The 22432-nt window shown below is 50.0% G+C and carries 17 protein-coding genes; 9 read left to right on the top strand and 8 right to left on the bottom strand.

Annotated features, from left to right (window positions below):
• Window positions 1–31 precede the first annotated feature (31 nt).
• The 3 genes from LCH85_16855 (at window position 32) to LCH85_16845 (ending at window position 2876) form a co-directional block, all read left to right on the top strand.
• On the top strand, window positions 32–967 hold the full coding sequence (locus LCH85_16855; GenBank protein MCA0353664.1) for an aldo/keto reductase: 936 nt from the start codon (window positions 32–34) through the stop codon (window positions 965–967).
• Between the two features lie 86 nt (window positions 968–1053).
• The gene (locus LCH85_16850) at window positions 1054–1995 is read left to right on the top strand and encodes a DUF2029 domain-containing protein (GenBank protein ID MCA0353663.1); all 942 of its coding nucleotides are present in this window, start codon (window positions 1054–1056) and stop codon (window positions 1993–1995) included.
• Between the two features lie 161 nt (window positions 1996–2156).
• Window positions 2157–2876, top strand: coding sequence for an SGNH/GDSL hydrolase family protein (locus tag LCH85_16845; GenBank protein ID MCA0353662.1), 720 nt, complete (start codon window positions 2157–2159; stop codon window positions 2874–2876).
• A 140-nt stretch (window positions 2877–3016) separates the two neighbouring features.
• On the opposite strand, the gene LCH85_16840 is transcribed toward LCH85_16845, so the two are convergent.
• The 8 genes from LCH85_16840 to LCH85_16805 form a co-directional block, all read right to left on the bottom strand.
• Entirely contained in the window at window positions 3017–4747 is a 1731-nt protein-coding gene (locus LCH85_16840; GenBank protein MCA0353661.1) for a GAF domain-containing protein, read from the bottom strand.
• 106 nt (window positions 4748–4853) lie between these two features.
• Entirely contained in the window at window positions 4854–5468 is a 615-nt protein-coding gene (locus LCH85_16835; protein ID MCA0353660.1) for a GNAT family N-acetyltransferase, read from the bottom strand.
• On the bottom strand, window positions 5443–6669 hold the full coding sequence (locus LCH85_16830) for an MFS transporter (protein ID MCA0353659.1): 1227 nt from the start codon (window positions 6667–6669) through the stop codon (window positions 5443–5445). The genes LCH85_16835 and LCH85_16830 overlap by 26 nt, the downstream gene beginning before the upstream one ends.
• Before the next feature lie 58 nt (window positions 6670–6727).
• Window positions 6728–7060: a hypothetical protein gene (locus tag LCH85_16825; GenBank protein ID MCA0353658.1), complete on the bottom strand. Its 333-nt coding sequence runs from the start codon at window positions 7058–7060 to the stop codon at window positions 6728–6730.
• Between the two features lie 12 nt (window positions 7061–7072).
• A complete protein-coding gene (locus tag LCH85_16820) occupies window positions 7073–8464 on the bottom strand; it encodes an FtsW/RodA/SpoVE family cell cycle protein (GenBank protein MCA0353657.1) in 1392 nt (463 codons plus the stop codon).
• Between the two features lie 48 nt (window positions 8465–8512).
• Window positions 8513–13837 (bottom strand): diguanylate cyclase, encoded by a 5325-nt coding sequence (locus LCH85_16815; protein ID MCA0353656.1) that lies wholly within the window; start codon window positions 13835–13837, stop codon window positions 8513–8515.
• Window positions 13838–14010: 173 nt separating this feature from the next.
• Complete coding sequence (locus tag LCH85_16810) at window positions 14011–15096, bottom strand: isocitrate/isopropylmalate dehydrogenase family protein (GenBank protein ID MCA0353655.1); 1086 nt, start codon at window positions 15094–15096, stop codon at window positions 14011–14013.
• A gap of 136 nt (window positions 15097–15232) precedes the next feature.
• Window positions 15233–16612, bottom strand: a complete 1380-nt coding sequence (locus LCH85_16805; protein ID MCA0353654.1) for a hypothetical protein — start codon at window positions 16610–16612, stop codon at window positions 15233–15235.
• Window positions 16613–16846: 234 nt separating this feature from the next.
• Here LCH85_16805 and LCH85_16800 point away from each other — a divergent pair, with 234 nt between their 5' ends.
• From LCH85_16800 to LCH85_16775, 6 genes are all read left to right on the top strand, one after another.
• Window positions 16847–18106, top strand: coding sequence for a cysteine desulfurase-like protein (locus tag LCH85_16800; GenBank protein ID MCA0353653.1), 1260 nt, complete (start codon window positions 16847–16849; stop codon window positions 18104–18106).
• A gap of 169 nt (window positions 18107–18275) precedes the next feature.
• Window positions 18276–19013, top strand: coding sequence for a phasin family protein (locus tag LCH85_16795; GenBank protein MCA0353652.1), 738 nt, complete (start codon window positions 18276–18278; stop codon window positions 19011–19013).
• A 63-nt stretch (window positions 19014–19076) separates the two neighbouring features.
• Window positions 19077–19472: a phasin family protein gene (locus tag LCH85_16790; protein MCA0353651.1), complete on the top strand. Its 396-nt coding sequence runs from the start codon at window positions 19077–19079 to the stop codon at window positions 19470–19472.
• Window positions 19473–19647: 175 nt separating this feature from the next.
• Window positions 19648–20454 carry a peptidoglycan editing factor PgeF gene (gene pgeF, locus LCH85_16785; GenBank protein MCA0353650.1) on the top strand — a complete coding sequence of 269 codons (807 nt, stop codon included), beginning with the start codon at window positions 19648–19650 and terminating at the stop codon, window positions 20452–20454.
• Window positions 20444–21190 (top strand): YggS family pyridoxal phosphate-dependent enzyme, encoded by a 747-nt coding sequence (locus tag LCH85_16780; protein MCA0353649.1) that lies wholly within the window; start codon window positions 20444–20446, stop codon window positions 21188–21190. Before pgeF ends, LCH85_16780 begins: the two co-directional genes overlap by 11 nt.
• Before the next feature lie 82 nt (window positions 21191–21272).
• A complete protein-coding gene (locus LCH85_16775) occupies window positions 21273–22430 on the top strand; it encodes a 3-dehydroquinate synthase (GenBank protein ID MCA0353648.1) in 1158 nt (385 codons plus the stop codon).
• Window positions 22431–22432 lie beyond the last annotated feature (2 nt).

Raw genomic sequence — 22432 nt, 5'->3', positions numbered from 1 at the left:
GATCTATACCATTTCACGAACCGACCTCCAGATGACCCCGATTGGCTATGGTTGTATGACGATTGGTGGCAATTGGAGTACTGATCCATGGACGAGTAGTGAATATGCAACTGGGCGCAAGGCTTTGGCTGCTGCGCTTGAGCAAGATATTACGCTGTTTGATCATGCCGATATCTACACGCGTGGTAAATCTGAGCGCCTGTTTGGCGAACTTTTGGCCGAACAGCCTAGCCTACGCCAACGGATCGTTTTACAATCGAAGTGTGGCATTCGCTTTGCCGACGAGCCTGCTGGCTCGCCGCAACGCTACGATTTTAGCTACGACCATATTGTTGCTTCAGTCGAAGGTAGCCTCAAACGTCTCAACACCGATCATCTTGATTTGTTGCTCTTGCATCGCCCCGATATGTTGGTGGAGCCAGAAGATATTGCGCGAGCGTTTGATCAATTGCAACAAAGTGGCAAAGTGCGCTATTTTGGGGTGAGCAATCACTCGCCCGCTCAAATTGCCCTAACCCAAGCCGCGCTTGACCAGCCGTTGGTTGTCAACCAAGTGCAATTAAGCTTATTGCACCATCAGCTGATCAGCGAAGGGATCGATACCAATCGCAGCAATTTGCCGTTTAATGCCGCCTTTGGCTTGTTGGATTACTGTCGTTTGCACAAGATTCAGCTACAAGCCTGGGGGCCATTATCTGGGGGCCAACTGGTTAATTTCAAGGATGATGCTGCGGCGAATGTTAAAGCCACCGCAGCCTTGGTCAACCAATTGGCCGAGCAGTATGGCGTAAGCTCCGAAGCGATTCAATTGGCATGGCTGTTGCGTCACCCAGCCCAAATTATGCCAATTATTGGCACAACCAATCCCAGCCGAATTGCGGCAACCAAAGAAGCGCTCCGTGTCGAACTCAATCGGGAAGAATGGTATCATCTGCTGACGGCAGCACGTACCGCCAACGTTCCATAGGGCATATTAATCAGGGCTGTACGTGTTTGATTGGCACGTACAGCGTTCTTATTTAAACGTTTTAGAACTATTGAGGGACCCAACCGATGAGCCAACAACCAACGATTAATTGGCGTAGAATTGCTTGGATTAGTTCTAGCATTATGGTGCTCTTTTATATTGGGATATCGTTTTTTGTCGATTATGGTGGTGATTTATATTTGTATTATATGCCTTTTGCCAAAGGCTGTGCTGATTGTGGCTTTAACCCTTATTATGCCCGCTGGTTTTTTGCCCCATTAATGCTTTTGCCCAATACGTTTATCGCTTGGCCAATTTGGAATATTGTGGTTTTTGCAATCCTCTTTTGGTTAATCTACACGATGGATGTTAATCCATTAATTGTAGCCTCATTTGCAGTTATTGGTCAATTTTGGCTCGGTCAAGTCGATATTTATCTTTGCATCGGCATCTATTTAGTATTGAAGCACGAAAATCCATTGATTAATGGAATTGGCTTATGCTTTTTGGCAATTAAACCCCAAGTGATGGCGTTGGCGATGCTTTATCTATTAATTGGCCAGCCTTGGCCAGTTTTAGCGCGAATGTTGGTCGCCCCAATCATTATGGCCCTGTTGAGTTTTGCCGTATTTGGCATCGATTGGCCAGTGCGTTGGCTGAGCAATACGCAAGAGCTTCCAGTGCACATGTGGCGCTATTCGGCTTTAGATACGTGGCGTTTTGCCCTCCCCTTTATTTGGATTCCGTTGCTATTTAAACAACGTGATTTACGGATTGTGCTGAGTATTGCCGTGATGGCGCTAGCTTCGCCATTTTTCGGCATTTACACCTACATTGTTTTAGTCTTGTTTTACCCCAAATGGTGGACGATTCCGCTATCGTATGTATGGGTTTTGTTTATTCCATTGGCTGGCCCGATGGCCATGCGCTTTGCTTGGATTTTGCCTTTGGCGATTATCGCGCACATTTGTTATACCAATTGGCCGCAAAGTTGGTGGGCGCAACGTCAACAACGACTGGCGAACTAAATTTTTCTAGTTCTTAGGCAATTGACCCCTGCCAATCCGCACAAAAACGTGGATTGGTAGGGGTTTTGTCTAAATTTTTGTTATTTAAATTTAGATTGAAACCTCGGCTTCGCCCGAACGTTTAGTCAATACGAATGATTAAACGTTCAGTGGAGGATGGTATGCAGCGTTGGTTTGGTCAAGCCGTAATCTTAATTGCCCTAGTAGCAGTAGGTTTTGGCGCTTGGGTATTGCTCAAATCGCAACGTGATTGCCAACAAGTCAGCCTACTTTTTATTGGGAATAGCTATACATTTGGCCATGATATGCCCGATCTCTTGGCCGATTTGGCTGATGCTGGTGAGCCAGGCTATTGCCTTGAGCTTGAAAGCGTTGTGGCCGGCAGTGCAACCCTTGAGTATCATTGGCAGTCTGGCGAGGCTTTGCAAAAACTCCAAAGCAAATCCTGGAATTATGTGGTACTCCAAGAGCAAAGCATGGGCACGATTGAATTTCCCCAGCGCTTTCAACAAGCAGCCAGCCGTTGGATTCAAGCTATTCGCCAAACGGGCGCAACTCCAGTTTTATTTGTGACTTGGGCACGTGAACACTCACCGCAACAGCAAGCGACAATTAATGCTGCCTACAATCAGGCAGCGGGACAACAGGCCATTTTAGTTCAAGCTGGCTCGGCTTGGCAATACGTGCGCCAACACGATCGTTCGATTGCCCTGTATGAGCCAGATCAAAGTCACCCAACATTAAATGGAGCCTACTTAACTGCTTGTGTCTTTTACACCACCCTGTTTAATCCGCCAACCCAACCACTACCTAATTTAACAGATTTGTCGGATGCACAGGCCGCCTATTTGCAGCAGGTTGCTTGGCAAATGCGCCGCTAAATGCAGCTTGACTGCGGTTTGGAATATCGCACAGGCCAAGATTAATTCTTCGGGAATTAATCTTGGCCTGTGGTTTGTCTAAGTTAATCGGCCTCGTGGTTGCCTAGACGTGGTTTAAATTGAGAATATGGGGATATTGATTACAGCACCCGCGCTGCTGGTAATGAGCAATAAAAGGTTGTGCCATGGTTGAGTTTTGATTCAACCCACATTTTGCCACCATGCTGGGCCATAATCGCGGCGCTGATGTACAATCCTAAACCTGAACCGCTAGCCACCGTCGAGCCTTGGCCACGATAAAAGCGCTCGAAAATGTAGGGCAGTTCATGCTCAGGAATGCCAATGCCCTGATCGCTGACGCTGATCACCACTGCTTGGTCTAGCTCGCTTTCGCTGCTAATGCTGGCGTTGCTCGGCACTGGCGCGTGATCAGCATCCATTATCCGCACTGAAATTGTACCGCCATCGGGCGAATAGCGAATTGCGTTGATCAATAAATTGGCCAGCACTTGGCGTAAGCGTTGTTGATCGGCGGCTAATTCGTAGTGTTCAAGACTACTAGCAAATTGAATTGTATGCCGTTGCGATAAAACGCGAGCAGCTTCGGCTTCATCAGCAACCAGTTGCACCAGATCAATACTTTGAATAAATAAACGGAATGTGCCTTGCTCCAAGCGGCTCACATCAACCATGTCTTCGATCAATTGGAGTGCCTGTTGCGATTTGGTAGCGATTGTCGTAAGCGCCTTTTCATTATAGCTTTGGTCGCCACGACGGAGCTTGCGCATGCCCAGTTGAGTTGTACCAATCACGGTGGTTAGGGCATTTTTGAGATCATGGGCCACCGATGCAATAAAGTTGCTGCGTTCGTCTTCATTGATGCGGCGACGTTCAGCTTGCACAACCTCTTCGAGCAAATTCTCGTTTTTCAGCGCATAGCCGAGCCGTACTCCAATAAAATTGAGAAAATTCAGCGCATCGTCATCGAAACGGGTATCTTGCAAACTGGCCAATACAATTACGCCCAAACGCTCGTGGGTATCGTGAATTGGCACAATCAAGAGTTGTTGCACGCCAAGTTGGGCCAATTCGGGCCACTGTTCGTTGGTTAAGGCGAGGCGTTGGGCTTGGCCTGTTTGGTAGCATTCATGCAACAAGGCATTGCTAGCCAACGGAATATGATCAAGCCCAAGTTCGCGAATTTGCAAGGCCAAGGGTGTATCGCTCAGCCCAAGAGTCACAAATTCTTCGGTTTCAGGGCTAGGAATATACATCAACGCCAAATCGGCATTGCCAATTTTACATAATTGTTGGGCGATGGTATGCGCCAAATCGCCCAATGGTTGCTGTTGGGAGAGGCTTGAAATCGTGCGCAACAAAGCGATAAACTGTGAACGGCGTTGATGGCGCAGCCAAAACTGGCCGCGTTCTAAGGCCAGTGCCGCCAAATCGGCCAAGACCGTCATAAAGCGCAGAGCTTCGCGCAATGGCTCTTCGGGCGTTGGCTCGGCAAAGGCGGCTAAAGCGCCAACGGTGTGGCCATTTAAGCGAATTGGCGCACTGATCCAGCCGCGGGTATCTGTTTTGATTGCAAATTCGAGTGTGCGCCACAGCGGCAAGGCTTGAATTGGCTCCAAAGCAACTGCCCGACCCATCGCCACAACTCGCGCTTCGGCGCTGGTTGGTGCTAAAACACGGGTTGGTAGATCATTGGTATTAGCCTTGAGCCACAACTGCTCGGCCTCGTATAACACAATATACACATGCTGTAAATCCAGCAATACTTGGCTATTTGTAACGATCAACTGCAAAATATCGTCGAGTTCCCAGCCAGCCTCAATTGCCTCAACTACTGAATCAAACTCATTCAACGCACTACTCCTAGCCCACGTGCCAGCGGCAGGGGACAGCAGATTTCAGTCAAACATTCAGATTATACGGGCTTCGCCCAACAAAATAATTAACAATCTACTTGATTCAGTGGTGATTAATCTCGCCTTCGCTGATGGTAGGGTCGAGATAGATTGTCACATCGCTTTCGCCGTGTGAGGTATGCATATGATAGGGGAAGCCTGAACGCCGAATCAATCGCAGCATGGCCGTATTTTCTGCCAACACCGAGGCCTTAAGATAACGCAAGCCACGAACCAAGGCGACTTGAAACAACAAATCGAGCATATAACTGCCCACGCCATGGCCTTGAAAATCGTCGCGAACTAAGAGCGCAAACTCAGCCTGAATATGATCAGCGCCTGCCAAGCGAGCTACTGCCACGATCCGTTGCTCGCCATCCTCGTTGAGCAAGGCAATCAAGGCATCGGCGTGGTTGTGATTGAGCGTGGCTAACCGCGCAGATTCTTCGATCACGCGCTCGATTGGAATGTTGATCATAATCGTGGCGAAGCGCAACTCAAGCGTGCGCGGCGATAAACGGCCATACAATTCGACCAACAATTTGGCATCATCAGGCGTAATATGGCGAACAGCAAGCTCAACGCCTAACTTGCTCGTCCAATGAACGAGGCCTGTTTGCGGAAACGGAGTCAGGTCGGGCAGGGTGGGTTCTTCAATTGTGAGATTTAATGGTAGCATAATCGGCATTGGTTGGTGGGGTACGTGCAGCAAACATGGCTGCCATACCTAGGCAAAGGGCCGAGAATAAAAAGGGTGCGGCGATCCACTGGCTATACAAGCGTGCGCCCAAGGGTGCTGCCACCGTTGCGGTCAAGGCTCCTGACGCTCCATAGATCGCCAAGGCTGTGCCGCGTTGTTGTGGTATCACACTTTCCGCAAGTAAGGCTTCCAAAGCTGGTACATAAAAACTCCATGCCAGCGCTTCACAAGCCCAAAATATTGCGGTGATTGTAAGTTGTGGGCTGATAGGTATTGCTAGGTAAACTAACATACTTGCGCCAAGCCCAAGCTTGGCAGCCCGTCGATAGCCAATGCGATCAGCGACGCGCCCAAGGCGTGCCGGAAACAGCGCATAAATAATGCCTGGCACAATATAGGCCACAGCGACCGCCGCCACGCTTGCCCCAAAACGATCAGTCAATAACGGCACGGTCATTGGAATCGAGGCACTATAGCCCGCGCTGATGCAGCTTTGCACAAGCAACAGACTGCGGATTGCTGGCTGACGTAACACACTGCGCCATATTGCTTGTATTGTACCGCGTTTTACCGGAATTGCATGGGGCCATGAACGTAAACTGAAGATTCCTGCTATGACGACGCTACTACTAAACACGATGTAAATGCCATGAAATAGCTTGACACGGGCAATTGGATTGGGTAAATAATTAAGGCTAGCTTGCAGCCAAGTGAATTGTTGTAGTTGTTGGCGAGTTTCTGCATCCCAGCCGATAAAGCCAATGCCAGCGATGATCGCCCCGACAATTGTTGCCAACGAACTGGCCATAGTCAGTCGCCCATAACCTGAGCCACGTTGACCTTGGTTGGTTAATTGGGCAATCAACAAGCTTAAACAGATAGTCGAGCCTGCTCGCCCGATCGCGAGCAATGCTTGACCAGGCATTAACCATGCGCTGCTATCAGCAAAGCTCCAAATTGCAAAGCCACTGGCTAAGGCCGCCAAACTCAAACGCAGCAAAATTCCGATGATGCCTCGATCGGCGAGCCAACTCAGGCTGAGCCGCGCAAATACACCAAAGGCCGCACCCAAACCCACCAAATTACCAATAACCTGGGGCGAACCACCAAGCGCTTGCACATACAAGGGCAACAAAAAATCGCCAACCCCAACATGCAATGAGATCAGCAGTTTAATCACCAACGTCCAACCTAATGAACGCGCAAGCTTGGTTGAGGCCTGCGCGTCATTGTTTATATCAAGTTTGTTCATCAGAATCGGTTGAAGGAGCAGGCTCATCAGGTTGGAAGGCCCACCAGATCTGCATCGCTAAATATGAGGTTGTCATTAAGAGGATTCCGCTGCCAAGGGTTACCCCAATCGCTAAACTGCCAAGTTCTTGGATTGGCCAAGGCAGAAACCACACCAACAACAGGGTTAGGCTCAGTAGCAAACTGGGAATCAGCAACATCAACCCCAATTGCCAGACTGGCCGCAGGGTTTGCCACCAGCGATAGCCCCCAAAAAAACCAATAATTGTTAGCAGACAGATCGCAATTGCTGCCCCGATACCAATAACAAACCAATTCATGGTCGGCCTCGCTTAGGTTTGCTTCTGAGTTGTGGTCGAAATGCGCAACAGCAAGCCAACAATTACAAAGTTCATAACGACCGATGAACCACCATACGAGATAAAGGGCAAGGTAATCCCGGTCAATGGAATCACCCGTAAATTACCACCGACGATGATTAAGGCTTGGACTGCCAAAATCGTGGTTAAGCCCACTGCCAACAATTGCTCAAAGCCGCGAAAACGTCCTGGAATTGAGAGTGCAATATGATAGCCGCGATAAATCATCAACACATAGACAATTAAGATCCCAATTGTGCCCATCAAGCCTAATTCTTCGGCGATTCCGGTATAGGCAAAGTCGGTGTGCACCGCTGGAACATAATGGGGCGCACCCAAACCAAGCCCGCTGCCCGTCACTCCGCCTGCTGAGAGCGCATATTGCGATTGCACAATCTGATAGCCTAAGTTTGCTGCGTCTGACCATGGATCAAGCCAAATCGCTACCCGCTCTTGCACTTTGCCGATGTATTGGTACATCACATAGGAGCCAATGCCGAATGCGCCAAAGCTGGCTCCAACATACCAGCCATTACCTGTAGCAACATACAACATCGCAATGAAGATGCCAAATAGCAACAAGGCTGCACCCAAATCGCTTTGCTTAACGATCAAGGCCATACACAAAGCCCAAATCCCGCCCATTGGCACGAGATAGGGCAAGGGTGGCAGGGTGATGCGCCCTAAGCGATAGCCATGATTAACGACTTCACGGTGTTCGATCAGATATGAGGCTAAAAAGACCACCAAGATAATTTTAAGCAACTCGGCGGGCTGGAACAGAAAGCCACCAGGCAGGCGAAACCAAACTTTAACGCCGCTATTATTCGGATCAACCCCGATGATGAAGGTTAAAATCATCAGGCCAACCCCAAGCAGCATCCATGTCCAGCGATGGTTTTTGAGCCATTCCATCATACCAGTGCGAAAAAGCCGAATAAAGATCCAACGATCCCAATCGACAAACACCATCAGCACCAGCAAAATGACTCCAACCGTCACAAAGGCCGATTGTTTGGCGGCAACATCACCATAAATGTCTTTATCGAGGGTTGGCGCAACCCGTGCCGTAAATAGCAGGCCCAAACCAGAAAGCACCGCCACCAAGGGCAGCAAAATTTGGTCGGCATTGGGGTTGCGATACGAAAGCCCAGCACTCACTACCAGATAGAGCAAAAGCGGCAGCGACGATGGCCAGAGCACGCTGAACAACGATTGCAACGAGCCAACATCAGCTTCCAAACGGCGTTGGCCAGTGGCAAACACCATCATGTAGCCAGCGGCAAACAGCAGCAACACGGTTATCAGCAACTGGACTTCAACTAAGCGCACGCGCCGCAAGTTGTGCAGCATATCACGCACCATATCAGACCCTCCAAATGCACCAAACTTGGGCTATTGTAGCATACTGCCCTAAGCCATCGTAACCCGATCACGTCCGGTTTCTTTGGCAATGTACAAGCCTCGATCAGCCCGATCAAGCAGGCTGACAACTGAGTTATCATCTTTGCTCAACCCTGTCACTCCAATGCTCACCGTCAGGTTGATACTGGCTTGCTCATGCTGAATCGGGTGGTTGGCGATTGCGATCCGTAAGCGTTCAGCAATGATCAAGGCTGCCGAAACATCGGTATCAGGCAGCAAAATCGCAAATTCTTCGCCACCATAGCGCCCAAGCAGATCCGAAGGCCGTAAATTGGCGCGGCAAATATCGGCAACCGTGCGCAGCACTAAATCGCCAACCGAGTGGCCGTAGCTATCGTTGACTCGCTTGAAATGATCAACATCGAGCATCATCGCTGAAAGTGGATGATCGCTGCTGCAAGTTAATATCCATTGGCGTTCGGCCAACTCGAAGAAATGGCGGCGATTGCTGACTTGGGTCAATGAATCGGTGATCGCGAGGCGCTGCACTTGGCCAAATAATTGGGCATTAGCAATCGCAATTGCTGCTTGTGAGGCAAATACCATGCCCAATTCGGCCTCATGCTCAGAAATTGCATGGGGTTCATCGCGATCGATCGCCAAAAAGCCCACGATTTCGCCGCGCACCAATAAGGGCAGTCCTAGCCATGAACGGGCTGGATGCTCACCATAACCTTTGAAGCGTGGGTCTTGGGTGATATCATTGATAATTAATGGTTGGCGCAGCGTCGCAAGTTGCTTGAACAGCGGGTCATCATTAATTGAGATTTTTGTGCCGCGGATCCATAGCGTTGGGCTTGGGCTTTCAACTTGCTCAAATTTAAGCTCGTTTTCCTCGCGCAGGGCGATGCAGGCTCCATAGTAGGGCAACAACGAGTTGAGCTGAATCAGCACATATCTGAGCACATCGGCTAAATCAAGCGTCGCATTCAACACAGTTGAAAGTACGCGCAGGCGTTCGGCCAAACGACGTTGTTCGCGTTCAGCATTGATGTGAATTTCGAGCTGAGTAGTGCGCGATTTTTCTAAGCCTAGGGCAATATGGGTGGTGATCGCCCGCAGAATAACTTCATCTTCTTTGGAGAAAAAGCCCCATGCCAGTCGATTATCAAGGTAGACCACGCCTAAAAATCGCCCATCAAGCATCAAGGGTGCGGCCAAAACGCTGCGCAGGTTGTGAGCGGTGACGCTTTCGCTGCTGGTAATTAATGCATCATCGGCTCCAGTCACAATCACTGGTTTTTGAGTGATGCGTACCCGCTCTAGTACCGTGCGGCTATAGCCTTGCAAGGTCTCGGTCACTGGATTGTTTGAGGCATCACGCGCCGCGCGAAGCTGTAAATCATCGTTTTCGAGCAGGAATAGAAATGCCCGTTCTGCCCCCAAAATCCGAATCACTGAATCGAGCGCAGTTTGGGCTTGCTCATCGAGGTCGTAGCTTTGGGCCCACGCCAAGCTGACCGAAAGCAGCGCATCTAACAATCGTTGCATGCGGCTATCATCGGGGCGTAGCGTATCGTCGCTAATAATGCTGGTCGTCGAATTGAGCCGTTCTGGGTCGTCAAGCTGAAAAGCTACGGCGATATTGCGCATACGCAAAACCCATTGATGATCAAAGGCAATTGTGTAAGCGCGACTGGCTTCGCGTTTGGCAGCGGCCATTTGTTGTTGCATACCAAAAAGATGCGCCCGAATCCGATGGGCTTCATATAAAATCCATGGAGCATCGTGCAAGTGGGCTAATTGCTCAGCCTGCCCCAACAACTCTAGGGCTTGAGCAAAGCGACCATCAAAGCCGTGCGCCGCCGCAAAAATAACTAAAGCATGGCCGCGCAAAATTGGGGTTGTCGCAACCAACAAGGCTTGGCGTGCGGCAATCCGTAAGCGGCGAGCGGTTACCCGTTTGCGCTGCTGTAAAAACTGAGCGATACGAATATAGCCCTGCAAAATGTACATATAGCGCGAATGAAACGGCATAAACCGCGGATTATTGCGATGTTGCTGATTAAAATGGCGCAATAATTGATCGTTTTGTTGGCCTGGATCACCCTGCTCAAGGTTAACGATCATCTGCGAGGCATCGGCTAGATTTTTCCAGGCCAAGAGCCATTGTTGGCGCTCTTTGATGTCGGGTACAGGGTAGCGTTGGGCTTCAGCAGTCGAACCAAGCGTAATCAGCAGGGGCGCAGCCCATAATTCTAAAAACCAGGTTTGTTCATTGCGATGATTATGTTGCTCAAAACGCTCAAAGGTTTCTTGCACCAATTGCCATGCTTCCAGCACATGGCCGCGCAAAAAGAGCAAGAGCACACTATCAGCCGTGGCATGGCCATAGGCTAGCGAATCGATTGTTGTTGCATGTTGACGTAATGTTGTGCGCAAGAGCCGTTCAGCCTGCACTTCATCGCCAATGATATGGCTAATAAAGCCTTCGTACAAGGCAACCCGCGCTTGCAACATGCGATCAGCAGTCGGAGTTGTGGCGATGGTTTTAGCTTTATTCAAGGCGCGTTTGGCTAAATGGCGCTGACCAACCATTGCCCACATACTGGCATAGTTGCTCAATGCTCGCACGCGGGCCGGACGGGTGCGCCCACGGCGTGCCCAAACCAACGAGCGCAAAAAGAGGCTGACTAACAACAACATTTGGCTATTCAGGTAGGCATACATACCCACCGTATCATAAATTTCTAGCAAAATGATGATGCGTTGCTGCTGCTGGGGCGAGCTTGGTTGTAACCATGGCACACTACTTTTGAGCAAGCGTCCAAGTGAGCGCCCAATATCACTGAGCAAGCCAATCAACGAGCGTTCTAAGGCAGGTTCGTTTAATGCCTCAAATGCTTGATCAAAGTAGCGCCAAATGTCACGTGGTTGTTGTTGCCAAGCGTGAATATGGGCAATCGCCGTGAGCAACCGCGCCTGATGATCCGGTTCGCTGGTTTGTTCGAGCGCTGCTTGCAAATGCGCCAAGGCCGTTTGATTTTGGCCTAAGCGTAGGCAGAGTTGGGCAAATTGAGCATGTTGTTGCGATTGAAATGGTAATGATTGGCCTTGCGCAATGTGGTAGGCCTGCTCGAAAAAATGATAGGCCTCATCGTAGGCATAATTTTCCAGCGCCACCTGCCCAGCATTGCTCAAAATCGTGAAGCCGCGAGCCAAAAATGTTGGGTCACTGCTTTTAGCGCGGGCATAATGATAGGCCAATTGATACATGGCTTCTGGCTCAAGTTGCTCGTGATCGAGATTTTTGGCAATTTGGGCATGGAGTTGTTGCTGTTGCTCAGGCGTAATGCCTTCGAGAAAAACTTGATAGATATTTTGGTGGGCAAAATGATAGTGACCAGAAGCACTGCGCTCGATTAAATGGCTGCGTCCGCCAATGGTTAAGGCCTCATAGACTTCGCTTGGCTCGCCTTGCCATAGCTCAAGCAAGCTATTTCGCCGAAATTGAAAGCCCAGCACTGCCGCTAATTCGAGAATTGCCCGCACTTTGGGGCTTAGTTCATCGATTCGGCTGAGTACCAAGCGCACCACATGCGAAGGCAAGGCCAATTTTGTCAAACTTTGGTCGTCGATCATCCAGCACGTGTTGACCAAACGCAGCATGCCAGTATCCAACAAGGTTTGGATATATTCACGCAAGGCAAAGGGGCTGCCAACGCTGCGAGCAACAATCTCGTTGATAATTTGCTGATCGACGTTATAGCCACCCAAATAGCTGGTGATAAATTGGGTGGCAGCCTGATCGGTCAGGGGATGCAGCAAAATCTCTTGGATGGGAATTGGCTGATTAAGCGTGAGCCGCTCGTAGATTTGCTGGCTATCAACGCTATCGTTTAAAGAAATAATTAAAAATAGCGGAACTTGCTGAATGCGCCCGATGATTCGGCGGATGACGCTAAAACTAGCATCATCGATTGCTTGCAGATCGTCGATAAACCAGACAGCGGCGGGATGCACGCGGGTCATCCAAAGCAGCAGATCAGCCAAAATCGTATTAAATCGCTCGTAATCGGTCACCAATTCAGGTTGTTTGGTGTGAGGCAGAATTGGCTGCAAACATGGAAATGTACGCAACATCAGCTCTTGGTAGCCTTGTACGAATTGGCGTAGTTGCTCCTCGGCATGGCGGCGCTGGCTTTCGGGCATCAATTCCAAATAATGGACATATTGCTCAAATGGGCTGCGCAAGGCACTGTAGGGTAGGGCTGAATCTTTGACGCAGGTTGAGCCAAAGGTCAAACCACCAAGCGACCGTGCTCGATGCAGCATTTCGCGGCCTAATTGGCTTTTGCCTAAACCCATCGCGCCTTTGATGGCGATGACGCTGCCATGACCTTGGCGAGCGCTATTCCAGCCTTGGCGTAAGATTGCCAACTCGGCATCACGCCCAATTAAATCATTATCGTAGAGCGCTCCAGTCCAGAGGTCATCGGCTCCAAGCCGAATTGGGCGACCAGCGGCCAACATGAGATTTAAGCTATCAATTTGATTAATATCCGAGAGCAAGCCCTCAGCGGTTTGATAACGATCGTCAGGATCTTTGGCCAGCAGGCGAGCGACGATTTCGGCGAGGGCTGGCGAGACATGCGGAGCCATCGAACGCACATCGGGGGCGAGCACGACGGCATGTTGGCGGATCAAATCGGTAATATTGGAAGCATTGAAAGGCGGTACGCCAACCAAACATTCAAACAAGACTGCACCAAAAGCGTACAAATCGGAGCGGGCATCGACATTGCGTTTGAGATAGCCAGTTTGTTCGGGCGAACTATAGCGCAGCGTGCCCAGCACATGAGTTTGCTCAGGGTCAAGGCTATTGTGGCTGGCAAAACCAAAATCAATTAATTTAATGTTGCCTGAGGGCTGCATCAACATATTGCGCGGCTGAATATCGCGGTGGGTAATTCCTTGGCGATGCACGGCGGCCAAGGCACTAGCTAAATCTTTGATCAGCCGAATGACTAAACTTTCAGGTAACGGCCCAAGCGCCACCAAATCAAGCAGCGTTTGGCCTTGAACCAACTCCATAATGATATAGGGCATTTCGTTGTAGTGATCAACCTCGATTACCTCGGGCAAACTGGGGTGGCGCACCAAGGCGAGGGCGCTAGCTTCGCGCCGAAATGCTGCCGCTGCCATAGTTGGCGATTGATTGCCATTGAGCCGCGGGATTTTTAAGGCATAGGTTTGCCCATCGCGCACACAACGATAGACAGTGCTATGTAAGCCCCGTCCGATTTCGCCCAAGATTCGCACCTTGGGGATAGCAGGTAATTCTGATGTTGCTGGCCATGTTGATTGTGTCATATACGTTCTAGAATGCCAAACAGTGGATCATCCCACGCCACATCTACCTACCATTTCGTGTTACCGTCGGTTGAGATGAAGTGTACCATGAAGCTGAATTAATTCTTAGGTATAGTCTCTAAATATGGGGATAGCTGGCGATCAGTCTTACCTGATCGCCAGCGGCAGCCCAATTAGGCTTGTAATTTAGCAATAATGGCATCGGCCATTTCGGCAGTCCCAACCGCACTTGGGTCGTTGCGATCATCCTTCAGGTCGTAGGTTACATCCTTACCTTCAGCAATCACGGTTGCCACCGCTGCATTGAGCCGATCAGCGGCTTCGATTTCGCCCAAGTGACGCAACATCAACTCGCCTGAGAGGATCAAGGCAGTTGGGTTGACTTTGTTGAGATTTTTATATTTTGGCGCTGAGCCGTGGGTCGCTTCAAAAACTGCGCCATGTTCGCCGATGTTGCCGCCTGGGGCAACCCCAAGGCCGCCAACCATGCCAGCACACAAATCGCTCAAAATATCGCCATACAAATTGGGCAATACCATCACATCATAGAGCTCTGGTTTTTGCACCAACTGCATACACATATTATCGACAATCCGATCATCGAACTCGATATCGGGATAATCTTTGGCGACTTCACGGGCAACTTCTAAGAACAGCCCATCGCTGAATTTCATAATATTGGCTTTGTGGACTGCCGTAACTTTTTTGCGTTTGTTAGCGCGGGCATATTCAAAGGCAAAGCGCACAATTCGCTCTGAGCCAGGCACCGACATAGGCTTAATCGAGATACCACCTGGCTCTTTGATCATGGCATTTGGGCGTTTTTGCAGCAACCAGTTGCGCAATTCGGCTACTTCATCAGTGCCACGCTCAAACTCAATCCCAGCGTAGAGATCTTCGGTGTTTTCACGCACAACCACTAAATCGATGTCTTCAAAGCGTGAACGCACGCCAGGGTAGGAACGACATGGCCGAACACAGGCATAGAGGTCGAGTTCTTTACGAATCGCCACATTGACTGAGCGAAAACCTGTGCCAACGGGGGTGGTAATCGGCGCTTTTAACGCCACTTTGGTTGAACGAATTGATTCGAGCACGGAATCGGGCAATGGAGTCCCTAATTGCTCCATCACATCGACTCCAGCATCCTGAATATCCCAATCAAAAGCCACGCCTGTAGCTTCTAAGACCCGGCGTGTAGCTTCGGCAAGTTCTGGTCCTGTTCCGTCACCACGAATCAAGGTAACCCGATGAGCCATTGATTGATCCTTTCGATTCAAAAGCCCCTGCATTTGTACGGTCGAACCGTAGCAGCATTATAGCATCCTGCGGGCTGAAGCGACAAAAAAGGGATACGCGATTGCGCATCCCTTTTAATCAAGCTTGGTTTGTTAACTATTTCTGGAAGAAATCGATATTGCCTTCGCTGGCTAGCCCATCGCCACGATTCAAGGAACCGCTGGTGGTGCGTGCTTGACGCATGCTTAAGGTTGATACACTGGTCACGCTATTGCTGCGCATACGCAAGTAGCCATATGCCTCACGCCCACTTTCGCTGGCTGAATAGATTCGATAGATGCCGGGATCGAAGGAATTATTTGGCATAAAACGAATATTGGCATAATCAATTGATCCATTGCCATCAGCATAAACGCCAATAACTTCGGTTACGAGTTCGTCATATTCGTTGAGTACACCAACCGCAACTACTTCGCCTGGAACGAACCCGCCTGCGTAGAAGTTGTAAATCGTATCCTGCCGACCTTCACGAGGGTCAACCCGTGCATTATAGTCGGCGGGGAGTGGCTGTTCAGGTGCTCGAGTAACTTCAAAATAGCCAATGCTGGCATGGCCACTGAGCCGACCTTGGGCAGTAATTGCCCAAACCCCAACCCCTTGGTTGATCGTGACGTAAATATCCGATGAGGTTAAGGAACCATCACCATCAGCGTAGGTTGTGGAGTTGGCTGGATAGACCGTCCCATCAGGTGAGGTCAACCACAAAACCACTTCTTCACCGGCAACAAAGCCAAAACCATTGAAACTAAAAGTTGTGCCTTCTGGGCCGGAGCCTGGGGTAACAATTGCATCTTTGTTTGGTGGTAGGCCAGGTGCACCTGGAGGGGTACTGCCTGGAGGGCTACCTGGTGGCAATGGTGCTGTCAACTCGCGAGGGGCTAAGCGCCGACCTAAATCGCTGACTACAACCCGTTGTCCAGCTGGGTAATCGGGCCAAAATTCGAAGCGAGCACGCTCAAAATATTGAACAGTGTGCCATTTATTATCCGAAGCGAGGATTTCATCCATCTCTTCGCTAATTGGGTAGCCAAATACGCCTAAACCACCTTTGGTTTCCCAAATGGTTTTGAAACCCCACATAATCATGTGGCTGGTTTCGGGAAAGTAGCGATGGTTGGCATCGTTGGCTTGGGGTGGAATTTGCGGAAACACCCGATTAACGGTTGCTTCGCGCCCCAAAAGGCCTAGCTCAATCGAGCCATCGCTGGCTAACTCAAAGCGAGCACGTTCAAACCATTGGATGGTTTTGCCCTGTGCGTTGCGATATTCTTCAGTAATTGGGTAGCCAAAAATTTGTAAGCTGCCATTAGCCTTCCAGTAGTCGCGGAAACCACCGCCAAGGTAGTGACCGGTTTCAGGATAGTAGGTTGGTGGATCGGCAGCATTAGAAGCTTGAGGTCGGACAGCAATGAGCGTTAAAAGTATCATTACAATGATTAACGCCATGCTGCGCCGCACGGTCGAACGTGGGAGCATACCTCCTCCTTAGGATTAATCTAAAATGAGAACTCAAATCTGAGTATACCGATAGTTAGGGCTTTTGGCAAGTCTCGATCCAGCGGTTTAGTGCTTGGGTTGTGGGATTAACCCGCTTTTGCGATCTTCTTTTAATTGCTTAAAAATCGGGCTTAGCCAGATCTTGTATGATAAAGCTTGTTTTGTTGGCTAGCCCGCTTGCATGCGACCTAGCATAGTTGCCAAGGAGTTACCATGACGGTCGATTTAGCGCCATTTCGTAGTCACTTTCCAGCGTTAACCCAGACTCACGCGGGGAAACCCTTAGTTTTTTTTGATAATCCTGGCGGAACCCAAGTGCCACAACAGGTGATTGGTCAGATGACCGATTATTTGCGGCGTTCGGTTGCCAATACCCATGGTGCGTTTATTACTAGTCAACGCACCGATGCCGTAATTGATGAATGTCATGCAGGTTTGGCGGCCTTGCTTGGCGGCGAGCCAGATGAAATTGTGCTGGGAGCCAACATGACTTCATTGACATTTGCACTCAGCCGTTCGCTAGCCCGCGAATGGCAAGCTGGCGATGAAATTATTCTGACCACGCTTGACCACGATGCCAACGTTACGCCATGGCTCTTGGCCGCCGAGGAGCGTGGGGTTATCGTGCACTTTGTGGATATTAATCCTGTTGACTGTACCCTGTTGATGAGTGATTTTGAGCGCTATCTTTCGCCGCGCACTAAATTCGTTGCGGTTGGTTGGGCCTCAAATGCCTTTGGCACAATTAATGATGTTCAAACGATTGTCAAACAAGCTCATGCCGTGGGAGCTTTGTGTTTTGTTGATGCAGTCCAGAGCGTGCCCCACATTCCATGCGATGTCAAAGCGCTTGATGCTGATTTTGTGGCATGTTCGGCCTATAAATTTTTTGGGCCACATGTTGGGGTGCTCTGGGCCAAACGTGAACATCTTGAGCGCTTAGTTGCCTATAAAGTGCGACCTGCCCCCGAAACCTTGCCCAGCCGCTGGGAAACTGGCACGCAAAATTTTGAGGGCCAAGCAGGCATCAACGGAGCCTTGGAATATCTCGGTGGCTTAGGCGTGGGCTATATGGAACGCTACGATCAACAACTTGGCGAGATATTTGGTCAACGGGCTGTCTTGTTGGCTGCGATGCATGCGATTGCCGAAGCCGAGCAGAGCCTTGGTCAATACTTGATTCAAGCCTTGCAAACGCTCAAAGGTGTGCAATTGTATGGCATTTTGGAGCCTGAGCGCGGCCGTTTGCGCGTGCCAACTGTGGCATTTCGTAAGGAGGGTGTTACGCCCCAAGCAATTGCCAAAACCCTGGGTAATGAAGGCATTTGTGTTTGGGATGGTCATTATTATGCGCTGCGAGCAGTCGAACGCTTAGGCTTGCTTGATCAAGGTGGTATGGTGCGGGTTGGTTTGGCCCATTACAACACACGTACTGAGATCGATCGCATGGTCGCTGTGCTTGAGTCAATCTAGCACAGATCAATCAGCATTGCTCTGGCGCAAGATCAATCTACATAGCTCTTGACATGCATGACGCGGTGTGTTATATTCTCAATAACGCAACGCGTCATGACATCGAAACAACAACCTGTGCTATAGACAACTGCCAACTGGTGGTTGGATCATCCAAAAGGAGCGATCTATGACGATCATTCGCCAAATTGCTGATACGACTGAAAAGCAAGTTAAAAGTGCCCAAAAAGTGGCTCGCCGCTCATGGCTGGCAGGCTTAGGGGTTGCTGGCTTGGCCATTGATAGTGGTGAAAAAACCTTCAAAAAATTAATCAAGCGTGGTGAAAAAGTTGCCGCCGGGGTTCGTGGCGATTTGAAAGATTTGAACGAACGTTTGCGCCGCGAACAAAAAAGCTTGAATGAAGATGTGCAAGATGCTAGCCAAACGGTTGAACGCGGGGTTAGTGATGTCTTGGAAGGCTTGAATATTCCTTCACGCAAGACCTTGCGCGTGCTCGATGCCCGCATTGCTCAACTTAACGCTCAATTGCGCGAGCTTGGCAGCGATGGCAGCATTGCGCCAGTTGCCAACTACGATAGCCTGACCGCTGAAGAAATTATTGTTTTGATGCCAACTTTGAGCCTCGATGAACTGTTTGCTTTGGAAGCCTACGAAAGCAACCATGCCAAACGAGTGACCGTTCAACGCGAAATCGAACAAGCAATTGCCAAACATCTGACGGTTGATGGTGAAATTCGCGAACCATTTGCTGGCTACGAAGCCTTACGCGCTGAAGAAGCCATTGCCAAGCTCGAAGGCTTGGGCATCGCCGAATTGCATCACGTCAAATTGTTCGAGGCCAGCCACGCCAAACGTGTGACTGTCCAACGCGAAGTTGAACGCCGACTCGAAGCGCTTCGCGGCTAATTTGGCGCGGTGCTATACTGGAACCACTGGTGAGCGATAGGTCAATCCAAAGGAGTATCTGTAATGGCTGATGAAATCGAAGTAAGCTTGAATGAAATCAAGGATGAAGCGAGCGATCGCGCTGTACCATTTGTCGATGGTGTGCGCAAGCTCATGTTGGCCGCTGTTGGCGCTGTTGCCATGACCCGCGACGAAATGGAACAATTTGTTGGTCGCTTGGTTGATCGTGGTGAAGTTGCCGAACGCGAAGCCAAAACCTTGTTGAATGATGTGCTTTCACGCCGCAAACGTGAAGTTGAACACGTGGCCGATGAAGCCGAATCACGGGTTGAAACTCGGCTCGAACAAGTGCTCAACCGCATGAATATTCCCTCAAAGCGCGATATCGACGAGTTGAGCGACAAAATTGCCCAACTTTCAGCTCGCGTCGAAGAATTGAAGAAAAGCCGCAACGCCTAACCCCTAGGCATTGCTGCTTAGCAACGTGCAATCCACCTGTTATGGTTTTTCGCCATAACAGGTGTTTTTTTGTGGCGCAATTCTAGCCTATCTGGTGTTATGATTGGCGCTAGTACGCTTTTTGCAGTGTTGCTATTTAAATGCAAGCGCATCCTAGCAATCCATGGGGGTTGGCATGATTGAGCAAATTCAACGCTTATTGCGTTATCCTGAGTTGATCCATGGTATTTCAACCCGCCAAGGTGGGGTGAGCATCCCACCGCATGCGACCCTCAACCTTGGTTTTTCGCGGCCCGATGACCCTGCCGCAGTTTTGGCGAATCGTCGGCGCTTTGCCGACCGAGTGGGCTTTCGTTTGGATGATGCCATTTTAGCAGGCCAAGTTCATGGCACAACTGTCGCCGTCGTTGGCGAGTTGCAGCGTGGGCGGGGTGCGATCGATCGTGAAACAACTCTGCCGCCTGCTGATGGCCTTGTGACCAATCAACCAGGGCTAGTGCTCTGGGCTAATTTTGCCGATTGCACCCCATTGCTATTTTTTGACCCGGTTGCTCAAGCGGTTGGGGTCGCTCATGCTGGTTGGCAAGGCACAGTTAATAACATTGTGCAGGCGATGATCACCACCATGCAAGCCCAGTTTGGCTCCGAGCCAGCCAATATTTTGGCAGCGATTGGCCCAGCGATCGGCCCATGCTGCTATGAAGTTGATCAGCCTGTGATCGGTGCGGTGGAGCAGGCTTTTGCCGCGCATTCGTCGCAGGTCTTGTTGCGCCAGCTTGGTAAGCAGCGACCGCATTTTGATTTATGGGCGGCTAATGCGCATTGGTTAGAGCAAGCAGGCATTCAATCAGCTAACCTTATTCGGATGAATATGTGTACTGCTTGTCATCATGATCGCTTCTTCTCGCATCGCCATGAACGAGGAGCCACTGGTCGATTCGCCGCTGTGATTGGTCTACGCGAGGTACACCATGCCGTTTGATCATGCCCGATTATTGGAACAAGTCGCCCAGATTCAGCAGCGAATCAGCCAAGCCGCCCAGCGTAGCCAACGTGATCCAGCTAGCGTGCGCTTGATTGCGGTCACCAAAACCCATCCCATGCTGCGAATCAATGCGGTCTTGGCGGCGGGCATTCACGATCTTGGTGAAAATCGGGTGCAAGAAGCCGAAGAAAAAATTGCCCTGCAAACGCCCGATGCATTGGCCCAAACCCGTTGGCATTTAATTGGTCATTTACAACGCAATAAGGCTCGCCGCGCTGCCAAGCTTTTTTCATTAATTCACTCGATCGATAGTGTCAAACTGGCCGAAATTCTCAACCGAATTGTTGATGAAGAAGCCAGCGTGATTCCGCAACCCTTACCAATTTTGCTGCAAGTCAATGTTTCGGGCGAACGCTCCAAAGATGGGTTTGAGCTAGCTGGGGGAGTGCATAACCCTGCATGGCTCAATTTTGTGGCCGAAGTTCGAGCAATTGTTCAATTGCCATTGATCGATTTACGCGGCTTGATGACGATTGCGCCCTATTCTGATGATGTCGAGGGTGTGGTGCGGCCATGCTTTCGAGCTTTGCGCGAGGTGCGCGACCAACTTGAGCAGCGGCTTGATCGCCCGTTGCCAGAGCTTTCGATGGGCATGAGCGGCGATTTTGAGGTTGCCATCGAAGAAGGCTCAACGATTGTGCGGGTGGGCACGGCGCTCTTTGGTGCTCGCTAAATAACGCCTTACTACGAGCTATGCTAAAATTAGGATATTGTAATACGATTGATTGTTTGAGCGATTGCTCCTAGTTGTCGAGATGGTTATGCGTTCGATCCAGCAAGCGTTTGAAGTACGCTATTCCTATCCGGTGCATTGTACGCACCGATTATTTGGCTTGGATAACCCAATTCTCCATGAATTATTTGCGCCAAGCGTTAGTCTACCGAAGCTTTGGGTTGTGCTTGATCAGGCGGTGGCTGAGCATCACCCGAATCTATTAACTGAAATTGCAGCCTATGCCTACGCCAGCCAAGCCTTTAGATTGGTTGAGCCAAGCCTAATTTTGGCTGGTGGCGAAACGATTAAGCGTACCACGGAGCCATTACAAGCAGTTTATGATGGAATTAATCGCTATGCGATCGATCGCCATTCGTATCTGATGGCAATTGGTGGCGGTGCGTTGATCGATATGGTTGGCTATGCAGCGGCGACGGCGCATCGTGGGGTTCGCTTAATTCGCGTGCCAACCACAGTTTTGGCCCAAAACGATGCAGCAGTTGGGGTTAAAAATAGCATCAATGCCTTTGGCAAAAAGAATTTCTTGGGCACATTTGCCCCGCCTTATGCTGTACTCAACGATAGCCATTTTCTCACGACGCTGAGCGAGCGCGATTGGCGTAGTGGCATCGCCGAGGCAATTAAGGTGGCTTTGCTCAAAGATTCTGCCTTTTTTGCCACGATTGAGCGGACTGCTGCGGCCCTGTGTCAGCGTGATTTAGCGGTAATGGAAGATCAGGTTTTTCGCTGTGCTGAGTTGCATCTGGCCCATATTGCTGGTGGCGACCCGTTTGAGCGTGGTTCGGCGCGGCCCTTGGATTTTGGCCATTGGGCGGCGCATAAACTTGAACACCTCAGCGCTTATAGCTTGCGCCATGGCGAGGCAGTAGCAATTGGCATCGCCTTGGATTGCACCTACAGCTACTTAAAAGGTGATTTAGCTGAGGCCGATTGGCAAAGGGTCTTAAATTGTTTAACTGCGGTTGGCTTCGAGTTGTATCATCCAGCCCTGAACAGCCAGCTTGAACAGCCCGAACATCCCCAAAGTTTGCTGAGCGGCTTGGCCGAATTTCGCGAGCACCTTGGTGGCCAATTAACCATCACCTTAATTCGCGGCATCGGCCAACCTTATGATGTTCACACGATTGATCTACCGATGATGCAACAAACGATTCGATATTTAGCCGAACGGGCTTAAAG

The organism is Chloroflexota bacterium (assembly GCA_020161265.1).
Lineage (GTDB): Bacteria > Chloroflexota > Chloroflexia > Chloroflexales > Herpetosiphonaceae > Herpetosiphon.
This window is presented reverse-complemented; position numbering and strand designations above follow the sequence as displayed.